18 protein-coding genes are annotated in these 23,448 nt (G+C 61.0%); 9 read left to right on the forward strand and 9 right to left on the reverse strand.

Annotation, left to right across the window (positions count from 1 at the left end):
• Positions 1-14: 14 nt before the first annotated feature.
• Both ntrB and RSO67_RS08540 read right to left on the reverse strand, forming a co-directional pair.
• Positions 15-908 carry a nitrate ABC transporter permease gene (gene ntrB / locus RSO67_RS08535; protein ID WP_315843124.1) on the reverse strand — a complete coding sequence of 298 codons (894 nt, stop codon included), beginning with the start codon at positions 906-908 and terminating at the stop codon, positions 15-17.
• Between the two features lie 51 nt (positions 909-959).
• Positions 960-2,276, reverse strand: a complete 1,317-nt coding sequence (locus RSO67_RS08540; protein ID WP_315843125.1) for a CmpA/NrtA family ABC transporter substrate-binding protein — start codon at positions 2,274-2,276, stop codon at positions 960-962.
• A 416-nt stretch (positions 2,277-2,692) separates the two neighbouring features.
• On the opposite strand from RSO67_RS08540, the gene RSO67_RS08545 reads away from it, so the two are divergent.
• The gene (locus RSO67_RS08545; protein WP_315843126.1) at positions 2,693-3,208 is read left to right on the forward strand and encodes a hypothetical protein; all 516 of its coding nucleotides are present in this window, start codon (positions 2,693-2,695) and stop codon (positions 3,206-3,208) included.
• 20 nt (positions 3,209-3,228) lie between these two features.
• Here RSO67_RS08545 and RSO67_RS08550 read toward each other — a convergent pair whose 3' ends face one another.
• The gene (locus RSO67_RS08550; protein ID WP_315843127.1) at positions 3,229-4,140 is read right to left on the reverse strand and encodes an intradiol ring-cleavage dioxygenase; all 912 of its coding nucleotides are present in this window, start codon (positions 4,138-4,140) and stop codon (positions 3,229-3,231) included.
• A gap of 151 nt (positions 4,141-4,291) precedes the next feature.
• Between RSO67_RS08550 and RSO67_RS08555 the strand changes: the two genes are divergently transcribed.
• The 3 genes from RSO67_RS08555 (at position 4,292) to RSO67_RS08565 (ending at position 8,030) form a co-directional block, all read left to right on the forward strand.
• Positions 4,292-5,548: a serine hydrolase domain-containing protein gene (locus RSO67_RS08555; protein ID WP_315843128.1), complete on the forward strand. Its 1,257-nt coding sequence runs from the start codon at positions 4,292-4,294 to the stop codon at positions 5,546-5,548.
• A 623-nt stretch (positions 5,549-6,171) separates the two neighbouring features.
• Positions 6,172-6,543, forward strand: a complete 372-nt coding sequence (locus tag RSO67_RS08560) for a helix-turn-helix domain-containing protein (RefSeq protein ID WP_089265251.1) — start codon at positions 6,172-6,174, stop codon at positions 6,541-6,543.
• A 164-nt stretch (positions 6,544-6,707) separates the two neighbouring features.
• On the forward strand, positions 6,708-8,030 hold the full coding sequence (locus tag RSO67_RS08565) for a dicarboxylate/amino acid:cation symporter (RefSeq protein WP_315843129.1): 1,323 nt from the start codon (positions 6,708-6,710) through the stop codon (positions 8,028-8,030).
• Positions 8,031-8,096: 66 nt separating this feature from the next.
• On the opposite strand, the gene RSO67_RS08570 is transcribed toward RSO67_RS08565, so the two are convergent.
• The 4 genes from RSO67_RS08570 to RSO67_RS08585 all read right to left on the reverse strand — a co-directional run bounded on the left by RSO67_RS08570 (position 8,097) and on the right by RSO67_RS08585 (position 13,942).
• Entirely contained in the window at positions 8,097-9,164 is a 1,068-nt protein-coding gene (locus tag RSO67_RS08570) for an alcohol dehydrogenase (protein ID WP_315843130.1), read from the reverse strand.
• 158 nt (positions 9,165-9,322) lie between these two features.
• On the reverse strand, positions 9,323-11,650 hold the full coding sequence (locus RSO67_RS08575; RefSeq protein WP_315843131.1) for a xanthine dehydrogenase family protein molybdopterin-binding subunit: 2,328 nt from the start codon (positions 11,648-11,650) through the stop codon (positions 9,323-9,325).
• A gap of 143 nt (positions 11,651-11,793) precedes the next feature.
• On the reverse strand, positions 11,794-12,669 hold the full coding sequence (locus RSO67_RS08580) for a dihydrodipicolinate synthase family protein (protein ID WP_315843132.1): 876 nt from the start codon (positions 12,667-12,669) through the stop codon (positions 11,794-11,796).
• A gap of 4 nt (positions 12,670-12,673) precedes the next feature.
• Positions 12,674-13,942 carry an allantoate amidohydrolase gene (locus RSO67_RS08585; protein ID WP_315843133.1) on the reverse strand — a complete coding sequence of 423 codons (1,269 nt, stop codon included), beginning with the start codon at positions 13,940-13,942 and terminating at the stop codon, positions 12,674-12,676.
• Positions 13,943-14,086: 144 nt separating this feature from the next.
• Between RSO67_RS08585 and RSO67_RS08590 the strand changes: the two genes are divergently transcribed.
• Positions 14,087-14,584: a nucleoside deaminase gene (locus RSO67_RS08590; protein ID WP_315843134.1), complete on the forward strand. Its 498-nt coding sequence runs from the start codon at positions 14,087-14,089 to the stop codon at positions 14,582-14,584.
• 119 nt (positions 14,585-14,703) lie between these two features.
• On the opposite strand, the gene RSO67_RS08595 is transcribed toward RSO67_RS08590, so the two are convergent.
• Entirely contained in the window at positions 14,704-15,750 is a 1,047-nt protein-coding gene (locus RSO67_RS08595) for a hypothetical protein (RefSeq protein ID WP_315843135.1), read from the reverse strand.
• A gap of 593 nt (positions 15,751-16,343) precedes the next feature.
• On the opposite strand from RSO67_RS08595, the gene RSO67_RS08600 reads away from it, so the two are divergent.
• Genes RSO67_RS08600 through RSO67_RS08615 form a run of 4 tightly spaced genes read left to right on the forward strand, consistent with a single transcriptional unit; the run spans position 16,344 to position 21,021 of the window.
• Positions 16,344-17,912 (forward strand): ABC transporter ATP-binding protein, encoded by a 1,569-nt coding sequence (locus RSO67_RS08600; protein ID WP_315843136.1) that lies wholly within the window; start codon positions 16,344-16,346, stop codon positions 17,910-17,912.
• A complete protein-coding gene (locus tag RSO67_RS08605; RefSeq protein ID WP_315843137.1) occupies positions 17,896-18,987 on the forward strand; it encodes an ABC transporter permease in 1,092 nt (363 codons plus the stop codon). Before RSO67_RS08600 ends, RSO67_RS08605 begins: the two co-directional genes overlap by 17 nt.
• The gene (locus tag RSO67_RS08610; protein ID WP_315843138.1) at positions 18,974-19,891 is read left to right on the forward strand and encodes an ABC transporter permease; all 918 of its coding nucleotides are present in this window, start codon (positions 18,974-18,976) and stop codon (positions 19,889-19,891) included. The genes RSO67_RS08605 and RSO67_RS08610 overlap by 14 nt, the downstream gene beginning before the upstream one ends.
• A gap of 50 nt (positions 19,892-19,941) precedes the next feature.
• A complete protein-coding gene (locus RSO67_RS08615; protein ID WP_315843139.1) occupies positions 19,942-21,021 on the forward strand; it encodes a BMP family ABC transporter substrate-binding protein in 1,080 nt (359 codons plus the stop codon).
• Positions 21,022-21,104: 83 nt separating this feature from the next.
• On the opposite strand, the gene RSO67_RS08620 is transcribed toward RSO67_RS08615, so the two are convergent.
• The gene (locus tag RSO67_RS08620; protein WP_315843140.1) at positions 21,105-23,420 is read right to left on the reverse strand and encodes a tetratricopeptide repeat protein; all 2,316 of its coding nucleotides are present in this window, start codon (positions 23,418-23,420) and stop codon (positions 21,105-21,107) included.
• Between the last annotated feature and the right edge of the window lie 28 nt (positions 23,421-23,448).

Here is a 23,448-nt window from a genome sequence, read left to right on the forward strand (position 1 = left end):
AGCTGACCGAAATGTTAGCTGACTGAAGTGCCGTGGGTGACGAGCTTGCCCAGACCCGCGATCAAGCGGTCGAGCACGAAGCCGACAATGCCGACATAGAACAGCGCCAGGATGATCTCGCTCATATGCGAGGAATTCCAGGCGTCCCAGATGAAGAAGCCGATGCCCACGCCGCCGATCAGCATTTCAGCCGCGATGATGGCGAGCCATGACAGGCCGATACCAATGCGCAGACCGGTGAAAATATAGGGCGCAGCCGCCGGCAGCATGACTTTCCAGAAAAATTCCACCGGATTGAGCTGCACCACGGCGGCGACGTTGCGATAGTCCTGCGGAATATTCCGGATACCGACAGCCGTGTTGATAATGATTGGCCAGATCGAGGTGATGAAAATCACGAAGATTGCCGAAGGCTGACCGTCACGGAAGGCCGCAAGCGCCAGCGGCAGCCAGGCCAGCGGCGGAATGGTGCGCAACACCTGGAAGATCGGATCGAGGCCACGCATCGCCCAGACCGACTGGCCAACCAGCGTGCCAAGCGCGATGCCGACGACGGCAGCGAGCGAGTAGCCATAGGCCACACGCAGGAGACTGGCCGAGATATGCCAGAACAGACCCTTATCCAGACCGCCATTGTCGAAGAACGGATCGAAGATCAGTTCCTTGGTGTCCTTGTAGACCTTAGAGGGCGGCGGGAGCGTTGAGCCGGTGCGCCGACACAAGAGCTCCCACATCACACCAAGCAGGAGGACGACGATCAGCGGCGGGATGACCCGCGCCGCTGTCTCTTTCGCCATCTTGGCGTATCTTTCAAAACTTACCGGCTGCTTGGGAGACAGTGCGACGCTCGCCACCGGCGGCTTCGCCAGTGCCGTTGCCGGCTCCGTCTTGATAGCTTGCATGTTCATCGCACTGTCTCCGTCATTTCAGCTAGTCCGCATCGGTCCTAAACGTGTGTCTCAGGCTTCGACGCGCTTGATGGCGAGCGACTTGAGGTAGGCTGCCGGATTTTCGGGATCGAAGACCTTGCCGTCGAAGAAGGTCTCCTTGCCGCGCGAGGTCGAAGTCGGGATTTCGGCGGCAGCGACGCCCATGGTCTTCGCCGCGTCACGCCAGATATCCTCGCGGTTGACTTTGGCGATCAGCGCCTTGCTGTCGAAGCCGGGCTCGTATTTGCCCCAGCGGATGTCTTCGGTCATGAACCAGAGGTCGTGGCTCTGAAACGGATAGGACGCAAAGTCCTTCCAGTACTTCATGATATGCGGCGAGTTCTCGACCACCTTGCCGGTGCCGTAGTCGAACTTGCCACGGGCACGATCGAGGATGTCCTCGACCGGGCAGTTGATCCACTGCCGCTTGCCCATGATGGTGGCGAGCTCTTCCTTGTTCTCCATCTTGTCGGCCCACTGCTGGGCTTCCATGATGGCCATGGTGATGGCCTTCGCCGCCTTCGGGTTCTTGTCGACCCAGGCCGCTCGCATGCCGAGCGACTTCTCCGGATGCTTGTTCCAGAGCTCGCCGGTGTTCAGCGCGGTGTAGCCGATCTTCTGGTTGACGGTCTGGCCGGGCCACGGTTCGCCGACGCAAAACGCGTCCATCGTGCCGACCTTCATATTCGCCACCATCTGCGGCGGCGGCACGGTGATGGTCTCGACATCCTTGTCGGGATCGATGCCGCCGGCGGCGAGCCAATAGCGGATCCAGAGATCATGCGTCCCGCCCGGGAAGGTCATCGCCACCTTCACGGACTTGCCTGCGGCCTTCTTCTTCTCGAACGCGGCCTTCAGCGGTGCAACGTCGAGGCCGACTTTCAGATCGAGATATTCGCTGCCGACCGAAATGCACTGCGCATCGAGATTAAGACGCGCGAGGATGTACATCGGCGTCGGCTGATTGTTCTGGGTGACCTTGCCCGACGAGATCAGATACGGCATCGGCGTCAGGATATGCGCGCCATCGATGCCGTTGCCTTCTGAGCCGAGCACCATGTTGTCGCGCAGCGTGCCCCACGAGGCCTGCTTCGACACTTCCACATCAGGCATGCCGTATTTGGCGAACATGCCCTTGTCCTTGGCAACGAATAGCGGGCCGGCATCGCTTAATGCGATGAAGCCGAGCTTGGCGCCTTTCACTTCGGGCCCGGCATCCTGCGCGAAAGCGCCGCCGGGGAAGTTCAGTCGGGCGGCCGCGAGCAAGGCAGCGGTTCCCGCGCCGGCTTTCAGAAGCTGGCGGCGGCTGATTTTGCAGCCCGGCTTGTTGGTCTCTGACTTCGTCATGTTCTGATGTCGTCCTTTCGCGCCTCGGATCGCCTGCACCGTCATTGGCCCCTCGTCACAGCGCACCTCGGTCGAAGGCGTACGGACATAGCGGCGCGTCTGGGGGAAGCCCCATGATGGCAATGCTGGCTGGTGATTGATTGTGACGGCTACAATGGCGTCGCTAAGAACTATTCAAAGTTCGTGCCAATCGCCGCCTGATGGAAATTTCGATAAATTTCAGCCACTTGCCCCGAGGCAGCAGGACCAGCGCGAAGAGCCACGCGCATCGAAAATTTGCGGGTCGCTTATTTATTGTGCGACGCACGCAGAATAGGCAGTGAATTGCAAGGTACTATTTTGCCGACTTCGTCGGCGTGCCGGCCCGTGGATCGGTGCTATCAACCAGGTCCAATTTCTAGCAAACGGACCGCTTCATGCTGACCATTCCGGTGATCACCGAACCCGCCCTCTCGTCGCTTCGGAAGGTAATCAGCACCCTGAAGGCGGCGACCGTGGTGTCCGCGGCGGCGATCCTGTCTCAGGGCAAAAGCGACCTCGAAGCGAATGCGGCGGCAGCGTTCGGTCATTTCGAGGACGTCTCACGGCAACTTCATATGTTCCGAAAAGCTGTCCTTGAGGACGCGCTGATACCGACCAAAGACAACGCTCTCACTGTGGATGTCGATATCGATGCTCTCGATCGTGTCATCGACGATGTCGATCACCAGATCGCACAAACCAAAGGCGCACTCCACGCAGTCGTCGAGAGTTCTGATCGCAGCGGGCTTGAGGCTTTTGCCGAGCGCATCGGCGCACTCGGCCGCGCGCTATTAGGCATGGTCACCCTCATCGCGCCATCGGCAGCACACAGCGACGCCCCGTTCCTGTTCGATCAATTCTTCCTGGAGTCGCTGCAGGAACTCTCGCAACGCGACTGGAGCGCGACCTGACCGCAGATCGCTGGGATCGCTTACGCTCCAGCCGTTTCCGGCATCATCGGCTGCGGAACCGCGCCGTCGCCCGGCTTCATCCGGAAATTATAGGTCATCAGATGCCACGGCCCGGTGGCAGGCTGACCATCCGGCATGAAGGCATCGCTGCGCTTCTCGACTGTGGCGATCAGATCGTCCTTCACGCCGAACACCACATCGGAGTCGAGATATTCGTCGCCTTCAATGAAGACGTGGGTAATCAGCGGCTCATAGCCGGGCGCCGCGACGAGAAAGTGCACATGCGCCGGACGCATCGGATGACGTCCCGTCTTCAACACCAGACCTCCGGCCGGACCATCGGTCGGGATTGGATAGCTGCAGGGCAAAATGGTGCGGAAGAACAGCCGACCATCGCTGTCGGTGATGAAGCGCGCGCGCGACGACGGACCCTGCGTGGCATAGCTAGCCTTCTGCGAGTCGTAGAAACCGTCATCATCGGCATGCCAGATATCGACCGGCACGCCCGCCAGCGCGTTGCCATCGAGATCGGTGACGCGGCTCTGCACGAACATGCGCTCACCCGTGAGGCCCGGCGAGATATCGGCGCCATGCGCCATCACGGGATGCTCGCCGACATAGAACGGTCCGAGCACCGTCGTCTGTGTGGCCCCCTCACGCTCCCTGTGGTTGACGGCGTCGACCAGCATCGAGACGCCCAGCACGTCAGAGAGCAAAATGAATTCCTGCCGGATCGGTGTGCATTTCTGGCCCGTGCGGGTCAGGAAGTCGATCGCCACTTCCCATTCACCGAAGGTGAGATCGGTCTTGCGCACATAGTCGTGCAATGACTTCACGAGTTCTTGCAGCAGGAATTTCGTGCGCGGATCGGACGTCTTGTCGAAGCTCTGGATGACGGCCGCAGTGAGTTCAGTGTCATTGAATTGGGTCATAATTCATCCTGAGCAACGCGACGCTATTGCATCTTTAAGAATACACCAAACAGAGCTTCACGTAAGCTCGCCGCGCTACAAACCCATATGGACAACCGCTGATTTTCATCCATAGAAACGAGCCGCGTCCACACATCGGAGTGATGTTGCAATGCCATCGTCCCAAAGCCTGAGCCCTTCCTCTGCATCACCCGAACAGGTCGGCATGTCGACCGCCGCACTGGCCCGCGTCGAAGCGCATCTCAAGCAGCGCTACGTCGATGCCGGCCGTTTTTCCGGCACACAGCTTCTGGTCTATCGCCGCGGCGAGATCGTGCACAGCGCGACGCAGGGCTTTGCCGATCTCGAGCGAAAGATCGCCGTCAAGGACGATACGATTTTCCGCATCTATTCGATGACCAAGCCGATCACGTCGGTCGCCTTCATGATGCTGGTGGAGGAAGGGCGTGTCACGCTCGATGAACCCGTGCACAAATATATTCCGGAATGGGCAAATCTCGGCGTGTTTCAGGCCGGCGTGATGGCACCATTCCTGACGAAGCCACAGGCCCGTCCGATGCAGATCATCGACCTGCTGCGTCACACGTCGGGACTCACTTACGGCTTCCAGCAGCGCACCAATGTCGACGCCGCCTATCGTGCACTCAAGATAGGCGAGATCGAAAAATCCGGCACGATGACATCGATGATTTCGGATCTCGCGAAGGTCCCCCTGGAATTCTCCCCGGGGGATGCATGGAATTATTCGGTCTCGACCGACGTGATCGGCTATCTCGTCGAGAAGATCAGTGGACAGCCATTCGAACAATTTCTGCAGGAACGTATCTTCGATCCGCTCGGCATGACGGATACCGGCTTCTTTGTGCCCCCCGACAAGGCGCATCGTCTCGCGGCTTGCTACGCCGCCGACGGCAAGGGCGGCTTCGTTCTTCAGGACGATCCCGCGACGAGTTCGTTCCTGTCTCCGCCCTCGATGATTTCCGGCGGCGGCGGTCTATGCTCCACCGCCGCGGACTATCTCACCTTCTGCCGCGCCCTCCTCAATGGCGGCGCGCTCGGCGACGTGCGCCTGCTCGCTCCGAAGACGATTGCGCTGATGACCAGCAATCATTTGCCCGGCGGCGCCTACGTCGCCGACATGTCGACGTCGATGTTCAGCGAAGCGAGCTATGCCGGCGTCGGCTTCGGACTTGGATTTTCGGTGATGATGAATCCGGTCAAGACCATGATCCCCGGCAGCGCCGGTGAGTATGGATGGGGTGGCGCGGCGAGCACGGTGTTCTGGATAGACCCGGCCGAACAGCTGATCGCAATCTTCATGACGCAGTTGTTGCCATCGAGCGCCTATCCGGTTCGGCGCGAGCTGCGTACCATGATCTACTCCGCGATTACCGACAGCAATGTTTAGTAACGAACGGTATGATCAATATTGCTCAGTCGGTGCGCGCCACTGGACACCGGTCGCGTTCAGCACGAGATCAAATGAAATTCTCTCCCAGTGAGAATTTGGAATGAAACTTCCGGTGCGCATGGGACGTAGCAACAACCACCCACGGAATTGTGATATTACATCAGCGCTACACAGGAGATCGTAAAATGCGAAATTGCCGCTGCAAATCGCATGGAATGCTGCATGCCAGAGATTTGCAGCTTACGAATGCGAACGACTCTCAGTTATCTTGCGTGCGTCAGGCGAGTCACGTGTGTATAGCATGATGACCAACTTGTACTTTCGCTTCCGCTGCTAGGCCCGTGTCGATAGAAATTGAGTTGCGGTTTGCGTTTGAAGTTTTGCAAGCGATGCGAAGTAGCAACGGAATACCGCAAGATTTTTGCGTACGATAGGATGACCCTCGCGATTAGGTATCGATCAATTCGAGTATCGCGACGATTTCAGCCATCCCAATCGTGATGACGATGTGTATAACAGAGATGCCTTTGAAAGTTAGCTTTAAGGGCTCTCGGGCTAAGAAGCTCTAACCAAGAAAATAAAACCAAACTTTCTTATTCAAACAAGCTGAATGGTGACGAATGAAGCAACGTAGCGCCGGCAAACCCGACATTGAGATGGGCAAGAGGATCCGTCTGCGTCGTGTTGAGCAGAAAATTTCGCAGGCGGATTTAGGCGAAAAGCTGGGCGTCAGCTTCCAGCAGGTTCAGAAGTACGAGAAAGGTGTCAATCGCGTTGGCGCTGCGCGTCTTCAGCAGATTGCGACGGCGCTCGATGTGCCGGTCACCTTCTTCTACGATGGCGATGGCAAGAGCCGCGAAGTGGAAAGCTTGCTGTTCCTCGATAGCGCTTTCAGCCTCCGCTTGCTTCGTGCTTACAGCCGCATCAAGAGCCAGACGGTCCAGCGCCAGATGGTCGTCCTGATGGAAGCGATCGCCGACGAAGAGAAGTAATCGTCGCATGGCCGCCGGAGCGACCCGGCCGCTGATCGGCTCGATTTCAATCCCCCTCGACACGAAAAGAACTCGCCGTAACCGCGGCGAGATTTTTGCAGGTCTGCACCTAGCGGTGGCACAGTTGTTGCTGGAATATTCGTGAACCTCAGGGGGAGCGAACCATGTCTACAGCTACGATTACCGCCATCGAACCAGTCCGCAAGCCTCTCTATCACTCGCTCTTCGTGCAGGTGCTCGTCGCCCTGCTGCTCGGCATCGTCCTTGGCATCGCCGTGCCGGACTTCGCCGTCGGCCTGAAGGTCTTCAGCGACGCGTTCCTCAAACTCATCTCCATGATTGTGGCCCCCATCGTGTTCTGTGTGGTGGTGCATGGGATTGCGGGTGCCGGCGACCTCAAGAAGGTCGGCAGGGTTGGCGTCAAGGCGCTGATCTATTTCGAGGTCATGACGACGCTGGCGCTCGTTGTCGGCCTGGTGCTGGCCTATCTGTTCGGTCCGGGCCACGGCATGAACATCAATCCGGCCTCGCTCGACGGCAAGGCACTCACGACGGTCGCAGACAACGCTCACAAGCTGCAGGGCGGTGGCATCGGCAGCTTCCTGCTCAACATCATTCCGACCACCTCGTTCGACGCGCTGGCGCGCAATGACGTGCTTCAAGTGCTCTTTTTCGCGATCCTGTTCGGCACCAGCCTGGCGCTGGTCGGCGGCGAGAAAGGCGAGCGCATCTCCAGTTTCATCGAAGCCGTATCGACCGTTCTGTTTCGCGCCATGGGATTGATCGTTCGCCTCGCCCCGATCGGTGTGCTCGGCGCTGTCGCCTATACGGTCGGACGCTACGGCGTCGGATCGCTGAAGCAACTCGTCTCGCTGGTGGTGCTGTTCTATGTCTCGGTCGCGATCTTCGTCTTCGGCGTGCTCGGCGGCGTGATGGCGCTGGCCGGGCTGAACATCATCAAATTCCTAAACTATCTGCGCGAGGAGCTCACCATTGTGCTCGCCACCGCCTCATCGGATGCGGTGCTGCCCCAGGTCATGCGCAAACTCGAACGGCTTGGCGTCAAGGACAACGTGGTCGGCCTCGTGATCCCGACCGGATACTCGTTCAATCTTGACGCCTTCTCGATCTATCTGACGCTGGCCGTCGTGTTCATCGCGCAGGCCACGAATACACCGCTGTCCTTCGGCGACCTCATGCTGGTGCTCGGCGTCTCACTCGTCACATCGAAAGGCGCCCATGGCGTACCGGGCTCAGCGATCGTGATCCTTGCCGCGACGCTGAATGCCGTGCCGAGCATTCCCGCCATCGGCCTCGTGCTGGTGCTGTCGGTAGACTGGTTCATCGGCATGGCCCGCGCGCTCGGTAACCTGATCGGCAACTGCGTTGCCACCGTCGTGGTCGGTGCATGGGAAGGCGACCTCGACCATGCCAAGGCGAAGCGTGTGTTGGATGGCGAAGAGCTCGTGGATGTAACGGCCGGCTAATTGCCTTCGGGACAAAGAGAAGCGGCCCGAAGGCCGCTTCTCGATATCAGAACGAATGCTTCAACCTTACGCCGGCGTAAGGATCGCACGGCCGACCAGCTTGCCGTCTTTCAGGTCGTTCAGCGCCGCATTGGCCTTTGCGAGCGGCATCGGGCTCGTCGGGATTGGCTGAACCTTCTTGGTGCGCACCAGCTCCAGCAATTCCTTGGTCTCGCGGAGATTGCCGACATAGCTGCCCTGGATGGTGAGCGCCTTCATGGCGATCAGCGGCAGCGCCCAGGTGGCGCCGCCACCGAACAGGCCTACCATGATCAGCTTGCCGCCCTTCGACAGCACATCGAAGCCGAGCTGCGTCGTCGACGGAGTGCCGACCAGATCGATCACCGACAGGATCGGCTGACCGGCGGCCTTGGCAAGCTGCTCAAGCGCGTCGGGCGCATTGCCATCCACGGCCGCCAGAGCGCCGGCCTTGATCGCCGCTTCGCGCTTTCGCGCATCGATATCGACAACGATGGCGCCCTTGCCGCCCATCGCCTTCAACAATTCAAGCGCCATCAGGCCGAGTCCGCCAGCGCCGAAGATCACGATCGGATTGCCGAGATCGCTCTCGATCTTCTTCAGCGCGCTATAGGTGGTGACGCCCGAGCAGGCGTAAGGCGCGGCGATGACCGGATCCATGCCCTTGAGGTCGATCAGGTAGCGCGGATGCGGCACCATGAGGTGATCGGAGTAACCTCCGTCGCAATGTACGCCGAGGCAGCGCGGCGCGAGGCAGAGATTCTCGTCACCAGCAAGGCAGACCGCACATTTGCCGCAGCCGATCCACGGATAGGCCAGCGCGATATCGCCAATCTTGACGCTGCCGGCTTCCTGCTGCGCATCCGGACCGAAGGCGATGACTTCGCCGACGGTCTCATGGCCCATAGTGCGCGGCAACGTGATGCCGCGGTCCTTCAGCGACAGCTTCTTGCGGCCGTGGCCGAGTTCATAGCCGCCTTCCCAGATGTGCAGGTCGCTATGGCAGACGCCAGCAGCCTTCACGCGGATCAGCACCTGCGTGCCGGTCGGCTGCGGGGTCTGCTCGTCGACCTCGCCGAGCGGTTCGTTGAATTCGAGAACCTTGAAGCTCTTCATTGTGTTTTCTCTCCCGGTTGAAGTTTCTTGTTATCCGCAGGATGGGTCGAGCCAACGGGTCGCGCGAAGCGCGCCCGATGATAAACTCCGCGAACCCCATCGCATAGAACCCGATCATGATGGGTTTCGCGACGACGCTCTACCCATCCTACAGGGTCTCAGCCATGCGTTGCGCTTGCGCTCCTGATCGCTTCCCACACCTTGATGGGCGACAGCGGCGTATTGAGCTGCGTGATGCCCAGTGGTTGCAGCGCATCCAGCACGCCATTGACGATGCAGGGCGGACCACCGATCGCGCCGGATTCGCCGCAGCCTTTCGAGCCTATCGGATTGGTGACGCAGGGTGCCGAGCCGTCCAATGTCACTGACAGGGGTGGCAGGTCACCGGCGCGCGGAATGCAATAGTCCTGATAGCTCGCGGTGATGAGCTGGCCATCCTCGTCGTAATGAACGTTCTCGAACAGCGCCTGGCCGATGCCTTGCGCCACGCCGCCGTGGATCTGGCCGGTCACCAGCATCGGATTCACCGCCACGCCGACATCGTCGACCGTGGTGTAGCGAACGACATTGGTGATGCCGGTCTCCGGATCGATCTCAACCTCGCAGATATGCGTGCCGTTCGGCCAGGTCGGGCCATCCGCCACGCCGGTGGACTCGACGCTGAGCTGTTCGCCGTCTTCGGCCTTCGCGATTTCGAACAGGCCGACGCGCTTGTCGGTGCCGACGACGGTGAGGAAGCCCGCGGAATACTCGATGTCCTCCACCGAGGCTTCGAGCATGTTGGCCGCCTTCTCGCGCGCCTTGGCGATCATGTCGGCCGCCGACACCACCGCAGCAGTGCCGCCCACGAACAACGAACGTGAACCGACACTGCCCATGCCGACGATCACATCGGTATCGCCCTGGATCACATCGATTTTGTCGATGCCAATGCCGAGCGCTTCAGAGACGAGCTGCGAATAGGCGGTCTGCAGGCCCTGCCCCATCGCCATGGTGCCGGAATGCAGGATGACGCGACCATTGGCCGTCGCGCGCAGACTGACCTTCTCGGTGGTGCCCGGGCCACCGGTCCATTCGATGTAGCTGGTCAGCCCGCGGCCGTAGAGAAGACCTTTCTTCTTCGCCGCTTTCTTGCGCGCGGCGAAGCCGTCCCAGTCCGACAATTCAGTGGCGCGGTCGAGCATGTGCGCGAAGGCGCCGCTGTCATAGGTCTGGCCGACGGCGTTCTTGTAGGGGAACTGCGTCGGCTTGATGTAATTCACCTTGCGGATCGCCCGCGGATCCATGCCCATCTGCCGTGCGGCGGCGTCCATCAAGCGCTCGATGATGAAAACGGCTTCCGGCCTGCCGGCGCCGCGATAGGCGCCCACCGGCGCCGTATGCGTGATGACGGCCTTGATGTCGTAATGCACGTTCTGCAGGTCGTAAACGCCGGTCTGCACGAACGGCCCCAGCACCAGCGGAATGATAACAGCGGTCGCCGACATATAGGCACCGGTGCCGCCGATCGAACGCACGCGATAGGCCAAAACCCGCCCCTTGGCATCGAGCGCGAGTTCTGCCGTCGACGTCAGATCGCGACCATGAGTCCCGCCGACGAATTCATCAGTGCGATCACCGCGCCAGCGGATCGTCTTGTTCAGCTTCACGGCCACATAGGCGACGACGCCGTCTTCGGGATACAGGCTCGTCTTCTGGCCGAAACCGCCGCCGATATCGCCCACCACCACGCGGATCGATTCCTTCGGACGCTTGAGCACCGCGTCGGCAAGGATATCGCGGGTCGATGCCGGGGTCTGCGACTGCACGTACAGGGTCAGCTTGCCGGACTTCTTGTCGACTTCAGCGATGGTCGAGCGCGGCTCCATGGCCGATGGCACGAGGCGCTGGCTCACGATGTCCAGCGACACCGTATGCTTGGCAGCGGCAAAAGCAGCCTCCACCTTGGCAGGATCGCCATAGCTGGTGGCTGCGACAATATTGTCTGGTGCATCCGGCCAGACCACCGCCGCACCGGGCTTCATCGCCTCGACGGGATCGACCACCGCAGGCAGGACATCATAGCTGATGTCGATCGCTTCGGCCGCGAGCTGGGCAGCGGCGCGCGACGTGGCGACGATCGCTGCCACTGCTTCGCCAGCGAACCGCACGACCTCATGCGCCAGCAGCCGGCGCGGCGGAAAGGTCGCCGCGGAGCCGTCAGGACGCTTGAAGATCGGCAGCGTCGGCAGCGTGCCGACATCGTCGGCCACGAGATCCGCGCCGGTGTAGATCGCCTCGACACCGGGCATCGCCTTGGCGGCGGCCACGTCAATCGCGGTGATCTTCGCATGGGCATGGGGCGAGCGCAGCAGATGCAGCCACAGCGCGCCGTCTTCTGGCTTGTCGTCGATGAATTTACCCTGCCCGGTGAGAAGTCTTTGATCTTCGAGACGCTTGGGAGAAAGACCCGCGCCGAAGCGCATATTGCCGGGCAGAATGTTCATCAGACGTCCTTCAAGTGCAAACTGGCTGGAGCTGTTCTAACCCAGAAATACCGCGTGAGCCAACAGGCCCGCCGCATAGGGCCGAACTCCGGATGCGCATGCGGGGACTGCCCTTTTTGCACATCCTGTTGCCGATAAATCGATCAGCCGACATCCCGCAAAACGGCCTCGATCACCTTGCGCTCGTCCGCGGTCAGAGCCGGCTGCGGCGCCACGGGGTCGCCGACCTCGTAGCCCTGGATCGCAAGGCCGGTCTTGATGCAGGCCGCCAGATTATAGCGCGCAAAGGCCTCGTTGAGCCGCCACATCCGCCGTTGCAGGACCATGGCCTCGTCCCAGCGGTGCGCCTTGCAGAGATTGTAGAGTTCGACGCTCTGCTTCGGCACGACACAGGCCGGACCCGCCATCCAACCGACGCCACCGATCAGCATGACGGCTGACGGAATATGCGCCGACGCCGCAAACACTTTCAGTTTGTCGCCGCAGCGGTTGATGATCGACAACAGCCGGCCGGTATTGGTGGAGGCATCCTTTATATATTGGATGCGCGGATGCTCGGCGAGCCGCGCCACAACATCGAGCGTCAGATCCGAACGCTGGAATTGCGGATTGGTGTAGATCACCACGGGAATATCGACGGCATCCGCGATGGCGCGGAAATAGGATTCGATCTGCGCATCCTTGAGCGGAAAGTACGCTTCGAGAATGGCCAGGATGCCGTTGGCGCCGAGCTTCTGATACGACTTCGCCTGCGCCACCGCATCCACCGTCGAGGTCGAGGCCACGCCTGCCACCACCGGCACGCGCCCGCCTGCCGCATCGATCGTGGTCTGCACCACCGTCCTGCGCTGCTCGCGATTGAGATAGGCGAATTCGCCGGTCGAGCCGAGCGGCGTCAGGCCATGCACGCCCGCGCCGATGAGATCGCCGCACAGGCGGCCCAGCACATCGGTGCGGATACGCCCCTCGTCGTCGGCCGGCGAGACGAGATAGGGAAACACGCCGTGAAAATCTGCCATCGCATCAAGCCTTCGGCTTGAAATTTTCGATCACGCGCAACAATACGCGCGCGCCGGCCTCGACGTCCGCATCGTCCACATGCTCGGCAGGATTGTGGCTGATGCCGCCGCGACAGCGCACGAACAGCATCGCCACATCGGTAATGTCGGTCATCGCCATGCCGTCATGGCCGGCCCCGCTCGGCAGCTCGAACGCGCGATAACCCTCGGCAGTAATTGCATCGGCGAGCTGCTTCTGCAGCCAAAGCGCACAAGGCACCGTGCGATTCTCATGGGTGATATTGATCTGCAGATCGAGCTTGCGCTGTTTGGCGATCGACTCGATCTCACGCACCATGTCGGTGATGGCGAGCTTGCGATAGGAATCCTTCGGTGATCGGATATCCATGGTGAACGATACCAGCCCGGGAATGACATTGGTCGCGCCCGGCATCGCATTGATATAACCGACGGTGCCGACAAGACCGCCGCGGTCCGATTGGCAGAACTCCTCGATCGCAACGATACATTCGGCAGCGCCCACCAATGCATCGCGCCGCATCGCCATCGGCACCGTGCCGGCATGACCGGCCATGCCGTGCAACTCGACAGCAAGCCGCGTGGCACCCGAAATAGCCGTCACGACACCCACCGGAAGCTTCTGTGCTTCAAGCACGGGCCCCTGCTCGATATGCAGTTCGAGATAGGCCAGCAATTCGCCGGGCGCGCGCGCTGCGGCGCCAACATGATCGGGATCGAGGCCGAAGGTGATCATCGCCTCGCGCATCGAGATGCCCGCTTTGTCGCGGCCGCCGAGCACACTCTCGACAAAAGTCCCGGCTACCGCGCGGCTGCCGAGCAGCGTCGAGGCAAAGCGCACGCCCTCCTCGTCAGCAAAGGCCGCGATCTCGATGGCGAATGGCAGACGCACGCCACGGCGATTGAGATCGCCGACGCAGAAAATCGCCGTGATGACCCCGAGCGGCCCGTCCCAACGGCCGGCATCACGCACGGTGTCGTAATGTGAGCCCAGCATCAGGCACGGCAGACCGGGCCGGTCACCTTCATAGCGTCCGCAGACATTGCCGATCGCGTCGATACGCGCCCGCATGCCAGCTGCCTGCATCCAGCCGATGATCAGTTCGGCGGCCGCACGGTGTTCCGGTGTAAGGAATATTCGCGTGATGTTGTCCGGCGCTTCCGAAATAGCAGCCAGCGCGTTGATGCGTTCGACGATCTCGCCGCCGAGCGATTGGCCGGAAGCTCCGACGACTTTCTCTTCCATCGCAATCATGCTTCTTTGTTCAGACCGTAGGCCCGGCCGGGACTTGAATGATCCAGCTCACAAATACTAGTGCGGCCGGCGGCCCAAAGCGAATCCGCACCTAGCCTCGCGGGAGGCTAGCAGATTTCGACACCCGGACGACAGGAGCCCCCGATGGCCAAGCAAGACTCGTCGCCTAGAGATGAGGCCTTTCTCAGGCTTTCTTTCGACGCTGCGCGCAAAGCCATGGAGCGCGGCAACCATCCGTTCGGCGCGATCCTGGTCGATGCAAACGGCAAGGTCCTGATGGAAGCCGGTAACGCGTTCATGCCCTCCCATGACGGCACCGCCCATGCGGAGCGGCTGCTGTGTACGGAGGCCTCGATTGCCTATGCCGAGACCGAGCTGAAGACCTTCACGCTCTATTCGTCGGCCGAACCCTGCGCCATGTGCGCTGGCGCGATTTATTGGGTCGGCATTGGACGGCTGGTTTATGGGCTCGGCGAAGCCAGGCTCAAGGCGATCACCGGCGACCATCCGGAAAATCCCACGCTGGATCTGCCTTGCCGCAACGTGTTTGCGGCAGGGCAGAAGAACATCGAGGTCGTCGGACCACTGCTGGAAGACGAGGCAGCCGCGCAGCACGAAAACTTCTGGGCGCAGCCGCGCTAGTGGCACGCGCGCAGGATCCTGCGAAAAGATGATGGCGCCGCGAGGACATCGCGACGCCAGCAGCCCGGAGATCAGCCCTGGAGACTTGCTTGGACGACTAGTCCGAAAGTCAGCTCAGATCAGAACTTGACGGTGACGCCGGAATACAGCGAGTCCTCGCGGCACGATCCGGGCGCAAACGTGGTGCACGGCAGGCTGGCATTCTCATCCAGGCCGAACTTGTTCCGCCAGAGCCGATAGGCCACCCACACGTCGACATTGTGAGTGTATTTCGGTCCCCAGATGGCCTTGCTGGCGTCGAAGGTCAGACGGATCGGTTCGGCGTTGATCTCCATCTTGGTTGCCGTGCCGATGATCTGGCCGTTCTCCGAACCTTTCGGCCCGTAGAAGCCGGCGCGGCCGCTGATCGCGAAATAGTCCATGCTCGGCGGCAGGAAGCCGAGATCCATGTAGTAGTTGAGTTCAACGGCCCAGGTCGGGTTGAACTGGCGGTTGCCATCGATGTTACAGGACACGCCGGGGATCTGGCCGGGCGCACCGGCATAGCCGCACTGCGTGAACGTGCTGCGATTGGCGAATTCGTAATAGAGCAGCGGGTTGACGTTGAAGAAGCCCTTGTAGGGCAGGTCGAAAGCGAACTGCAGACCGGTCACGACGTCGCGCTTGGATGCGGAGAAGAACCGGTTTTCTGTGCTGCCGTCCGCGCCGATGACGAACGACACGTTGCGCAGCGGCCCCATCGAGAAGGCCTTGGTGTTGAAGACCTCGTTGAAGCCGATGGTGCTGCGGATCAGGCCGTAAATTTCCGTCGCGCCTTCGCAACCGGTAATCGGACGCAGCGGATCGCCGCAGGGATTGGCCGGGCTGCTCTTGCCCGCCTTCTCGAGGCCGATGTTGAAGAAGTTGGTACCGTAGGTCCACACGTCGAAATGCGTGAACGCAAAGACCTGCTTGGTGGTCTTGGCGGTGACGCCGGGATCGACCGCCCCCCACTGATAGGCATAGGTGAAGCGGTTATCGATCAGCAGGAAGAACGGCAGGTCCGGGATTGGCTTTGCCTTGACCGGCATGGCCGCCATGTCGGCGGCGCCTGCCGAGCCTGTCGGCACCATGGCTGTTAGCGACAGCAACGTCGCGGCTGCGATTGCTCGGAAACGATTGAACATTGGAATGACCCCCACCTGTTGACAATGATTGCGTGCGTCTCGCGCGAGAGTTGTTGCAATCAGTCCGGGGGAGAAGCCTCAACTTTTTCCAATAGTTGCCATCGATTTCATCAGGGTTGCCTAGCGAAATCAGTATTTTATGCTTGAAGCATCGTGTTTTCAGAGCGGTGAAATGACACCATGCCGGCTCATGCGAGACGCGCGCTTAGAGGCTGTAAAGATTGGCGTTTCGCGACGTTCTGTCGCAGGTTTCCGAGCCAAGCTCCGATGGCGAATTCACGCCGTGATTTGGTGTTTGCAGCGCAAGAAAATCACTGCCCAACTTCTCAACACACGAGAAAATCCGCATCCCGAATTCGTTGCACCTGTGCCAGAACTGCAACACTTCAGGCCAAGTATACAATGCGAAAGTCGAATAAACTTCATTCAATCAATGAAAAGCCCGAGCCTCACGCGATTACGCCGGCAGGAATCGCCCAAGAAAGCGATCCAGTCCAAAAATAAGGCATGTGCTGGCGCTTATTCGAGATTTACGCTGCATTCCAATCCGGCACACACTTGCCGCAAACCTCCTTTTCACGCGTGAGTAGCGAATGCTGGATTCGGGATCGGGACACGCGCGTTCGGGGACGGTGCTTCTGCAGACCATTGGTCTGACCAAGCGCTATGGCAGTTTCCTCGCCAATGACGCCATCGACATCGCGATCCGTCCGCAGGAAATTCACGCGCTGCTCGGCGAGAACGGCGCCGGCAAATCCACACTCGTCAAAACCATCTACGGCCTGATCCAGCCGAGCGAAGGCGACATGCTCTGGCAGGGCGAGAAGATGGTGCTCGCCGGCCCGCACGATGCACGCGCCCGCGGCATCGGCATGGTGTTCCAACACTTCTCGCTATTCGACAATCTGACCGTCGCCGAGAACGTCGCGCTCGGTCTCGACGGCAAGGAATCCTTCAAGGCGATGTCGGCGCGGCTCGAACAGGTGTCGCAGCAATATGGCTTGCCGCTCGATCCCAAGCGCGAGGTCTGGCAGCTCTCCGTCGGCGAACGCCAGCGCATCGAGATCGTGCGCGTGCTGATGCAGAATCCGAAATTCCTGATCCTCGACGAGCCCACCGCCGTACTGACGCCGCAGGAAGCCGATCAGCTCTTTATTGTGCTGGAACGCCTGAAGTCGGAAGGCCGCTCGATCCTTTACATCAGCCACAAGCTCGACGAAGTGAAGCGGCTCTGCGACACCGCAACTATCCTGCGCGGCGGCAAGAAGATCTCGACCTGTCTGCCGCGCGAGGAGACTGCCGCATCATTGGCGCGCATGATGGTCGGCACCGAGATCAAGCAGGTCAAAGCCGCTGCTCATAGGCAAACCACGGTGCCGCGGCTCGTGGTCAACGATCTCAACCTCGCGCCCGACGAACCACATGGCGTGCATCTGAAGAACATTTCGCTGGAGCTGAAGGGCGGCGAGATTCTCGGCATTGCAGGCGTCGCCGGCAATGGCCAGGATGAATTCTTCGCAGCGCTCTCTGGCGAGCGACTATCCAGGGATCCCGGCACCATTGTCATCGACGGCCACGCCGCCGGACATCTGTCGATTACCGCGCGCCGCAAGCTCGGCGCGGCCTTCGTGCCCGAAGAACGCCTCGGCCACGGCACGGCGCCGCGCATGCGACTATCAGAGAACGCGCTGCTCACCGGCCACGCCGCGTCGGGCATGGTCCACAACGGTTTCATCAATACGGCGGCGACGCTCGCGACCGTCGATCGCGCCACCGAGAGTTTCGACGTGCGCAAGGCCAAGCGCGATCCGGAAGCCGCCAGCCTTTCCGGTGGCAACCTGCAGAAATTCATCGTCGGCCGCGAGATCCTGCGCAATCCCATCATGCTCGTGGTCAGCCAGCCGACATGGGGCGTCGATGCCGGCGCCGCCGCTGTCATTCGCCAGGCGCTGCTCGATCTCGCCGCTGCCGGCGCCGCCATTCTCGTCACCAGCCAGGATCTTGACGAACTCGTCGAGATCGCCGACCGCATCGCCGTGATATTCCACGGCCATCTGTCCGAGCCATTGATGACGGCAGATGCCGACAGGGAAACGCTGGGCTTGCTGATGGGCGGCAGCGCACTCACGCCAAAGGACGTGCCCGATGCAGTTGGTGCTTGAGAAGCGCGCGGAGCGATCGACCGTCATCGCACTCATATCGCCGCTGATCGCCATCGGGCTCACCATCGTGACCATGAGCATCCTGTTCATGATCATCGGCAAGAATCCGATCGCCGCGCTCAACGTCTATTTCATCACGCCGCTCACCGACGCCTATTCGCTGCAGGAGCTCGCGGTGAAAGCCGCTCCGCTGGTGATGATCGCCATCGGCCTCTCGCTCTGTTATCTCGCCAATGTCTGGAACATCGGCGCAGAGGGACAGTTCCTCGTCGGTGCCGTCGCCGGAAGCTGGCTCGCGGTGAAGACCCACGGCACCGATGCCGGCGCCTGGGTCCTGCCCGCGATGATGCTTTTGGGCGCCCTTGCAGGCGCGCTCTATGCGTTGATCCCGGCCTTCTGCAAGGTGCGCTTCGGCGCCAGCGAAATTCTGGTCAGCCTGATGCTGGTCTATGTGGCTGACCTGCTGCTGGACTATCTCGTCCGCGGCCCATGGCGCGATCCCGCCGGCTTCAACTTCCCGACCACGGCTGAATTCGATCCGGTCGCCACCGTCCCCCTGCTATTCGAGGGCGGGCGACTGCATCTCGGCGCGCTCATCGCGCTCGTCATCGTGATCGGCGCAGCCATCCTGCTCGGCCGCACCATCAAGGGCTTTGAAATCCGCGTGGTCGGCGCGGCACCGCGCGCAGCGCGCTTCGGCGGCTTCTCGTCGAACCAACTCGTGCTGCTGACTTTCGCAATCTCGGGTGCGCTGGCGGGTCTCGCGGGGATCATCGAGGTCGCCGGCCCCGTCGGTCATCTGCAGCCCGGCATCTCGCCCGGCTATGGCTTCACCGCGATCATCGTTGCATTTCTCGGACGACTCAACCCGGTTGGAATACTAATTGCAGGGCTTTTCCTGGCGCTGACATTTATCGGCGGGGAGCAAGCACAGATCGCCATGAAGATCCCACTCGATATCACCAAGGTGTTTCAGGGCATCCTGCTGTTCTATGTGCTCGCCTGTGACAGTCTCATTCTGTACAGGATCAGGCTCATCATGCCGCAGCGAAAGGCCGCCGATGGAGCTGCTTGAAGCCATCATCCTCGCCGTCCTCGCGGCATCGACGCCGCTGCTGCTCGCCGCCTCCGGCGAGCTGCTGGTGGAACGTGCCGGCGTGCTTAATCTCGGCGTCGAAGGCATGATGATCGTCGGCGCCGCCTGCGGCTTCGCCGGCGCCTGGGCCACCGGCTCGACGCTCATCGGTGCGCTGTGCGGAATTCTCGCGGGCGTCGCGCTCTCATTGGTCTTTGCACTGATGACGCTTGGCCTCGCCGTCAATCAGGTCGCCACGGGTCTCGCGCTTACGATCCTCGGCGTCGGCGTGTCTGGCCTGATCGGTGCCGGCTTCGTCGGCGAACGCATCAGCACAGCGCCGCGACTGTATATTCCCGGCCTGACCACGTTGCCCTTCGTTGGCAAGATCCTGTTCGGCGAAGACGGCTTCGTCTATGTCTCGATCGCCCTGATCCTTGCCATCTCCTATTTCCTCTACCGTACCCGCGCCGGACTGGTCCTGCGCGCCATCGGTGACAATCACGTGTCGGCGCATGCGCTCGGCTATCCCGTGCTGAAGATACGGACCCTTGCCGTGATGTTCGGCGGCGGCTGCGCGGGTCTGGCCGGCGCCTATCTGCCGCTGGCCTATACGCCGTTCTTCGTGCCCGGCATGACCGCCGGCCGCGGCTGGATCGCGCTGGCGCTGGTGGTTTTCGCCTCATGGCTGCCGGGCCGGCTGGTGATCGGCGCTTATCTGTTCGGCGCGGTATCGATCTTGCAACTGCATGCGCAGGGCTGGGGCGTCGGCGTGCCCTCGCAACTGATGTCCGCCCTGCCCTATCTCGCCACGGTCGTCGTGCTGGTGCTGATCTCGCGCACCCGCAGCGGCGGCTCCACGGCGCCGGCCGCACTCGGCACCGTGTTCGTACCCGACCGCTAACAATTTCGACGACGCACGACAGAACATCTTTCGACAGACAGGAGACGCGTATGAACAGGAAAGCACTTGCAGCGGCCGCCATGCTGCTGGCCACCGGCCTCGGATTGGGTGCAGCCGTCGCTGCCGACAAGCTGAAAGTCGGCTTCGTCTATATCGGCCCGGTCGGAGATTTCGGCTGGACCTATCAGCATGAAGTCGGCCGCCAGATGCTCCTCAAGGAATTCGGCGACAAGATCGAGACCACCTATCTCGAAAATGTCAGCGAAGGCCCTGACACCGAGCGCTCCATCGAACAGCTCGCCCGCGCCGGCAACCAGCTCATCTTCACCACATCGTTCGGCTACATGGACCCAACGCTGAAGGTCGCGAAACGCCATCCCAAGGTGATGTTCGAACACGCCACCGGCTTCAAGCGCGACAAGAACATGTCGAGCTATTCCGGTCGCTTCTTCGAAGGCCGCTACATCCAGGGCCAGATTGCCGCCAAGATGTCGAAGAAGGGCGTGCTCGGCTACATCGGCTCGTTCCCGATCCCGGAAGTGATCTCCGGCATCAATGCGACGATGCTCGCCGCGCAGAAGATCAATCCGGATATCAAGATCAAGATCATCTGGGTCAACACCTGGTTCGATCCCGGCAAGGAAGCCGATGCCGCCAAGGCGCTGCTCGATCAGGGCGCCGACGTGATCATGCAGCACACGGACTCGCCGGCCGCCATGCAGGTCGCCTCCGAACGCGGCGCGCTCGCCTTCGGCCAGGACTCCGACATGATCAAGTTCGGCCCCAAGACGCAGCTCACGGCCGTCACCAACAACTGGGGTCCGTATTACGTGGAACGCGTCAAGGCTGCGCTCGACGGCACGTGGAAGTCGGAAGACACCTGGGCCGGCCTGAAAGAGAAGATGGTCGTCATGGCGCCCTATACCAACATGCCGGATGACGTGAAGAAGATGGCCATGGACACCGAAGCCGCCATCATCGCCGGCACGCTGAAGCCGTTCAAATGCCCGATCATGGGACAGGACGGCAAGGAAGTGGAATGCAAAGGCGGCGACGCGCTGGACCCCGGCCAGGTGCTCGGCATGAACTTCTATGTGAAGGGCATCGACGACAAGATCCCGGGGAAGTAACCGGCGCCGGACCTCTCGCGAGATATCCGGACGACAGCGTCCGGATATCTCGTTGATGACCGTCGGAGACCCGCTCCGACGCATCACATCTTCTGAACCCAGAACTGATACATCGAAATGAATGTATAGGGGTTCTCGGTTTCGAATACATGCCACGACCCAAGATCGGTCATGGCAATGTCTGCAGGACATCGCTGACGATATTTTCGCTTCGTCGCGGCGTCGATATCGAAGCCGAGAAACCGCAGACCGTTGTCACTCAGGAACCGTTCAATCTGCAGCAGTGTCAGTCGATGTTCCTGCCCGTGAAACAGCAGGTCGCGGCAATCGCTCAGGCTGTAGAAATCCGATGTCAATGTCACGTTCTTGAGCGGCGTGCCGTTCTCGCAGGCGAGCAATTCCTGCCGGCAGGAACGAATGTCTGCTGGTACGGGCCGATAGCCACGCTCCGCGATGAATGCGCGCGCGGCGACGATATCCCGTCTGGCCATCTCGCTATACAGCGCGATCTGCATCACCCCGCCGGGCTTCAACAGCGACACCAATATGCACCATGCAGCGAATGGATCGGCGAGATGGTGCAGCACACCGCTCGATTCGATCATCTCGAACGTGTGGCCGATCGACGACAATTTCATAATGTCGGCATGGGCATGGCGCAGATTGCGGATGCCGAGCGCACGCGCCTGCCGCTGCGCATAACTCAGCGATTTCAAACTGAGATCGATGGCGAGGACCTGCGCGTCACGGAATCTCTGTGCCGCGTGGATGGCCGAGCGGCCCGTGCCGCAACCAGCCACCAGGATGTCGATCGCCCCCTCCTTGCCACCAGGCATGAAGGACGAGTCAGGAAATTGTTCGGAGAGAAACGCATCCAGCGTCGTTGATGGACCAACCGGCTCCGCAGCGAGCCACTGCGGATAGGGATGCTCCTCATAGTGGCTGCGGACCTGCAACGACACGTCGTCCTCGACAGGCGTCAAGGCCGGCATGAGGGAGCTGAGCCGCCGTTCCTCTTGCCAGGCGCGGATCTGCTGATCCAGCACGGCACTCACACTACCCGGCCAACGGCGATCGAGAAGGCGCTCCGGATTGGCGAGAGCATGGAGCGGCATGTAGCTGGCAATCGCGAGGAGCGACAAAGCTGACACGGCCGCGCCCGACGCCAGTCTGGCAGCGACATCGCTCCGCAACGACTCCACGTGCTCTGCCTCCGTTGCGGATAGCGCAAAGACATAGCTGTTGATGAAGCACTGCCGCGCGACGGCAGAGAACAGCGTCAGCACAGCGGACGGCACTGCGGCACAGGATGCGCCGTGCGCGACACTCAGCAGAACGAAGCGAAGTTCCATCGCGAATTTTTCCAGCGACGGGCTCGACACGGGTGTCGCTTGCAGCACGGCGCGCAGCAACGAATCCCCGGCAAACGCCTCGATTCCCGACGAAGCCAGTATCGTCTCTGCCGGCTGCGATCGAACATCCGGATCGGCAAGCCGCGCCATGCCCGATCTCAATGCATCATTGAGCACGAGAAAACTCGCGCAGGCAGGCGCAAGGGTGGACGGCCTCACCCAGGCCTCGGAGATCGCGCGCTCCAGGATCGATCTGATATCGCCGGCATCGGGCTGGAGCAGCGGCGACTGCAGGCAAGCAGCCACCGTTGCTTTCGTCTCAAACGTCTCCTGTACGGCCAGCGCCCGGCACGACAGCCGCAGCGCCTGTGCGATATCTCCGTTCTGCAGCAACAGCCTTGCCAGGGCGCACAGGGCCTCCGGCCAGTCCGGCTTCAGCGCCAACGCATGACGATAGGCCTCCTGGGCGTCCCGTTCACGTGCCAGTTCGATGAACGCTCGTCCACGACCGACCCATGCTTCGGCAAGACGCGCATTGATTGCGAGTGCCTGATCGTAAGTCGCGCGCGCATCACCGTATTGTCGAAGCTCGAGCAAGGCATTTGCCTTGTTGACGATGGCCTCCGCATAATTCGGACGTAGGGCGATGGCCCTGTCGAAAGCAACGATGGCTTCGGCGTATCGCTTGAGATCGTTGAGAACGGTCCCTCGGCCATTCCAGCTATCGGCAATGGCAGGATTGATCGCCAGCGCTCCGTCAAAACGCTGCAGGGCCTCTGCCGGACGCTGCAACGCCTTCAGAACGAGACCATAATTATAGAAGGACGCGTCCGATGACGCGTCGAGCTGGAGGGCCGTCCTGATAAATGGCTCCGCCTCGGCATGGCGTTTCAACTGGCTGAGAACGACGCTCAGGAGGTTGAGCGTGGCAATGTGTCTGGGCTGCTGCCGGAGGACTTTCCTTAGTCCTCGCTCCGCAGCCTCGAGCCGGCCGGACTGCAACGACGCAATAGCTTCTCGAAAAACGAACTCGATCGGTGCCGACATGAATGTGCCGATAGGAATTGAGAAAAAT

Origin of the sequence: Tardiphaga sp. 709, from assembly GCF_032401055.1 — a bacterium.
Lineage (GTDB): Bacteria > Pseudomonadota > Alphaproteobacteria > Rhizobiales > Xanthobacteraceae > Tardiphaga.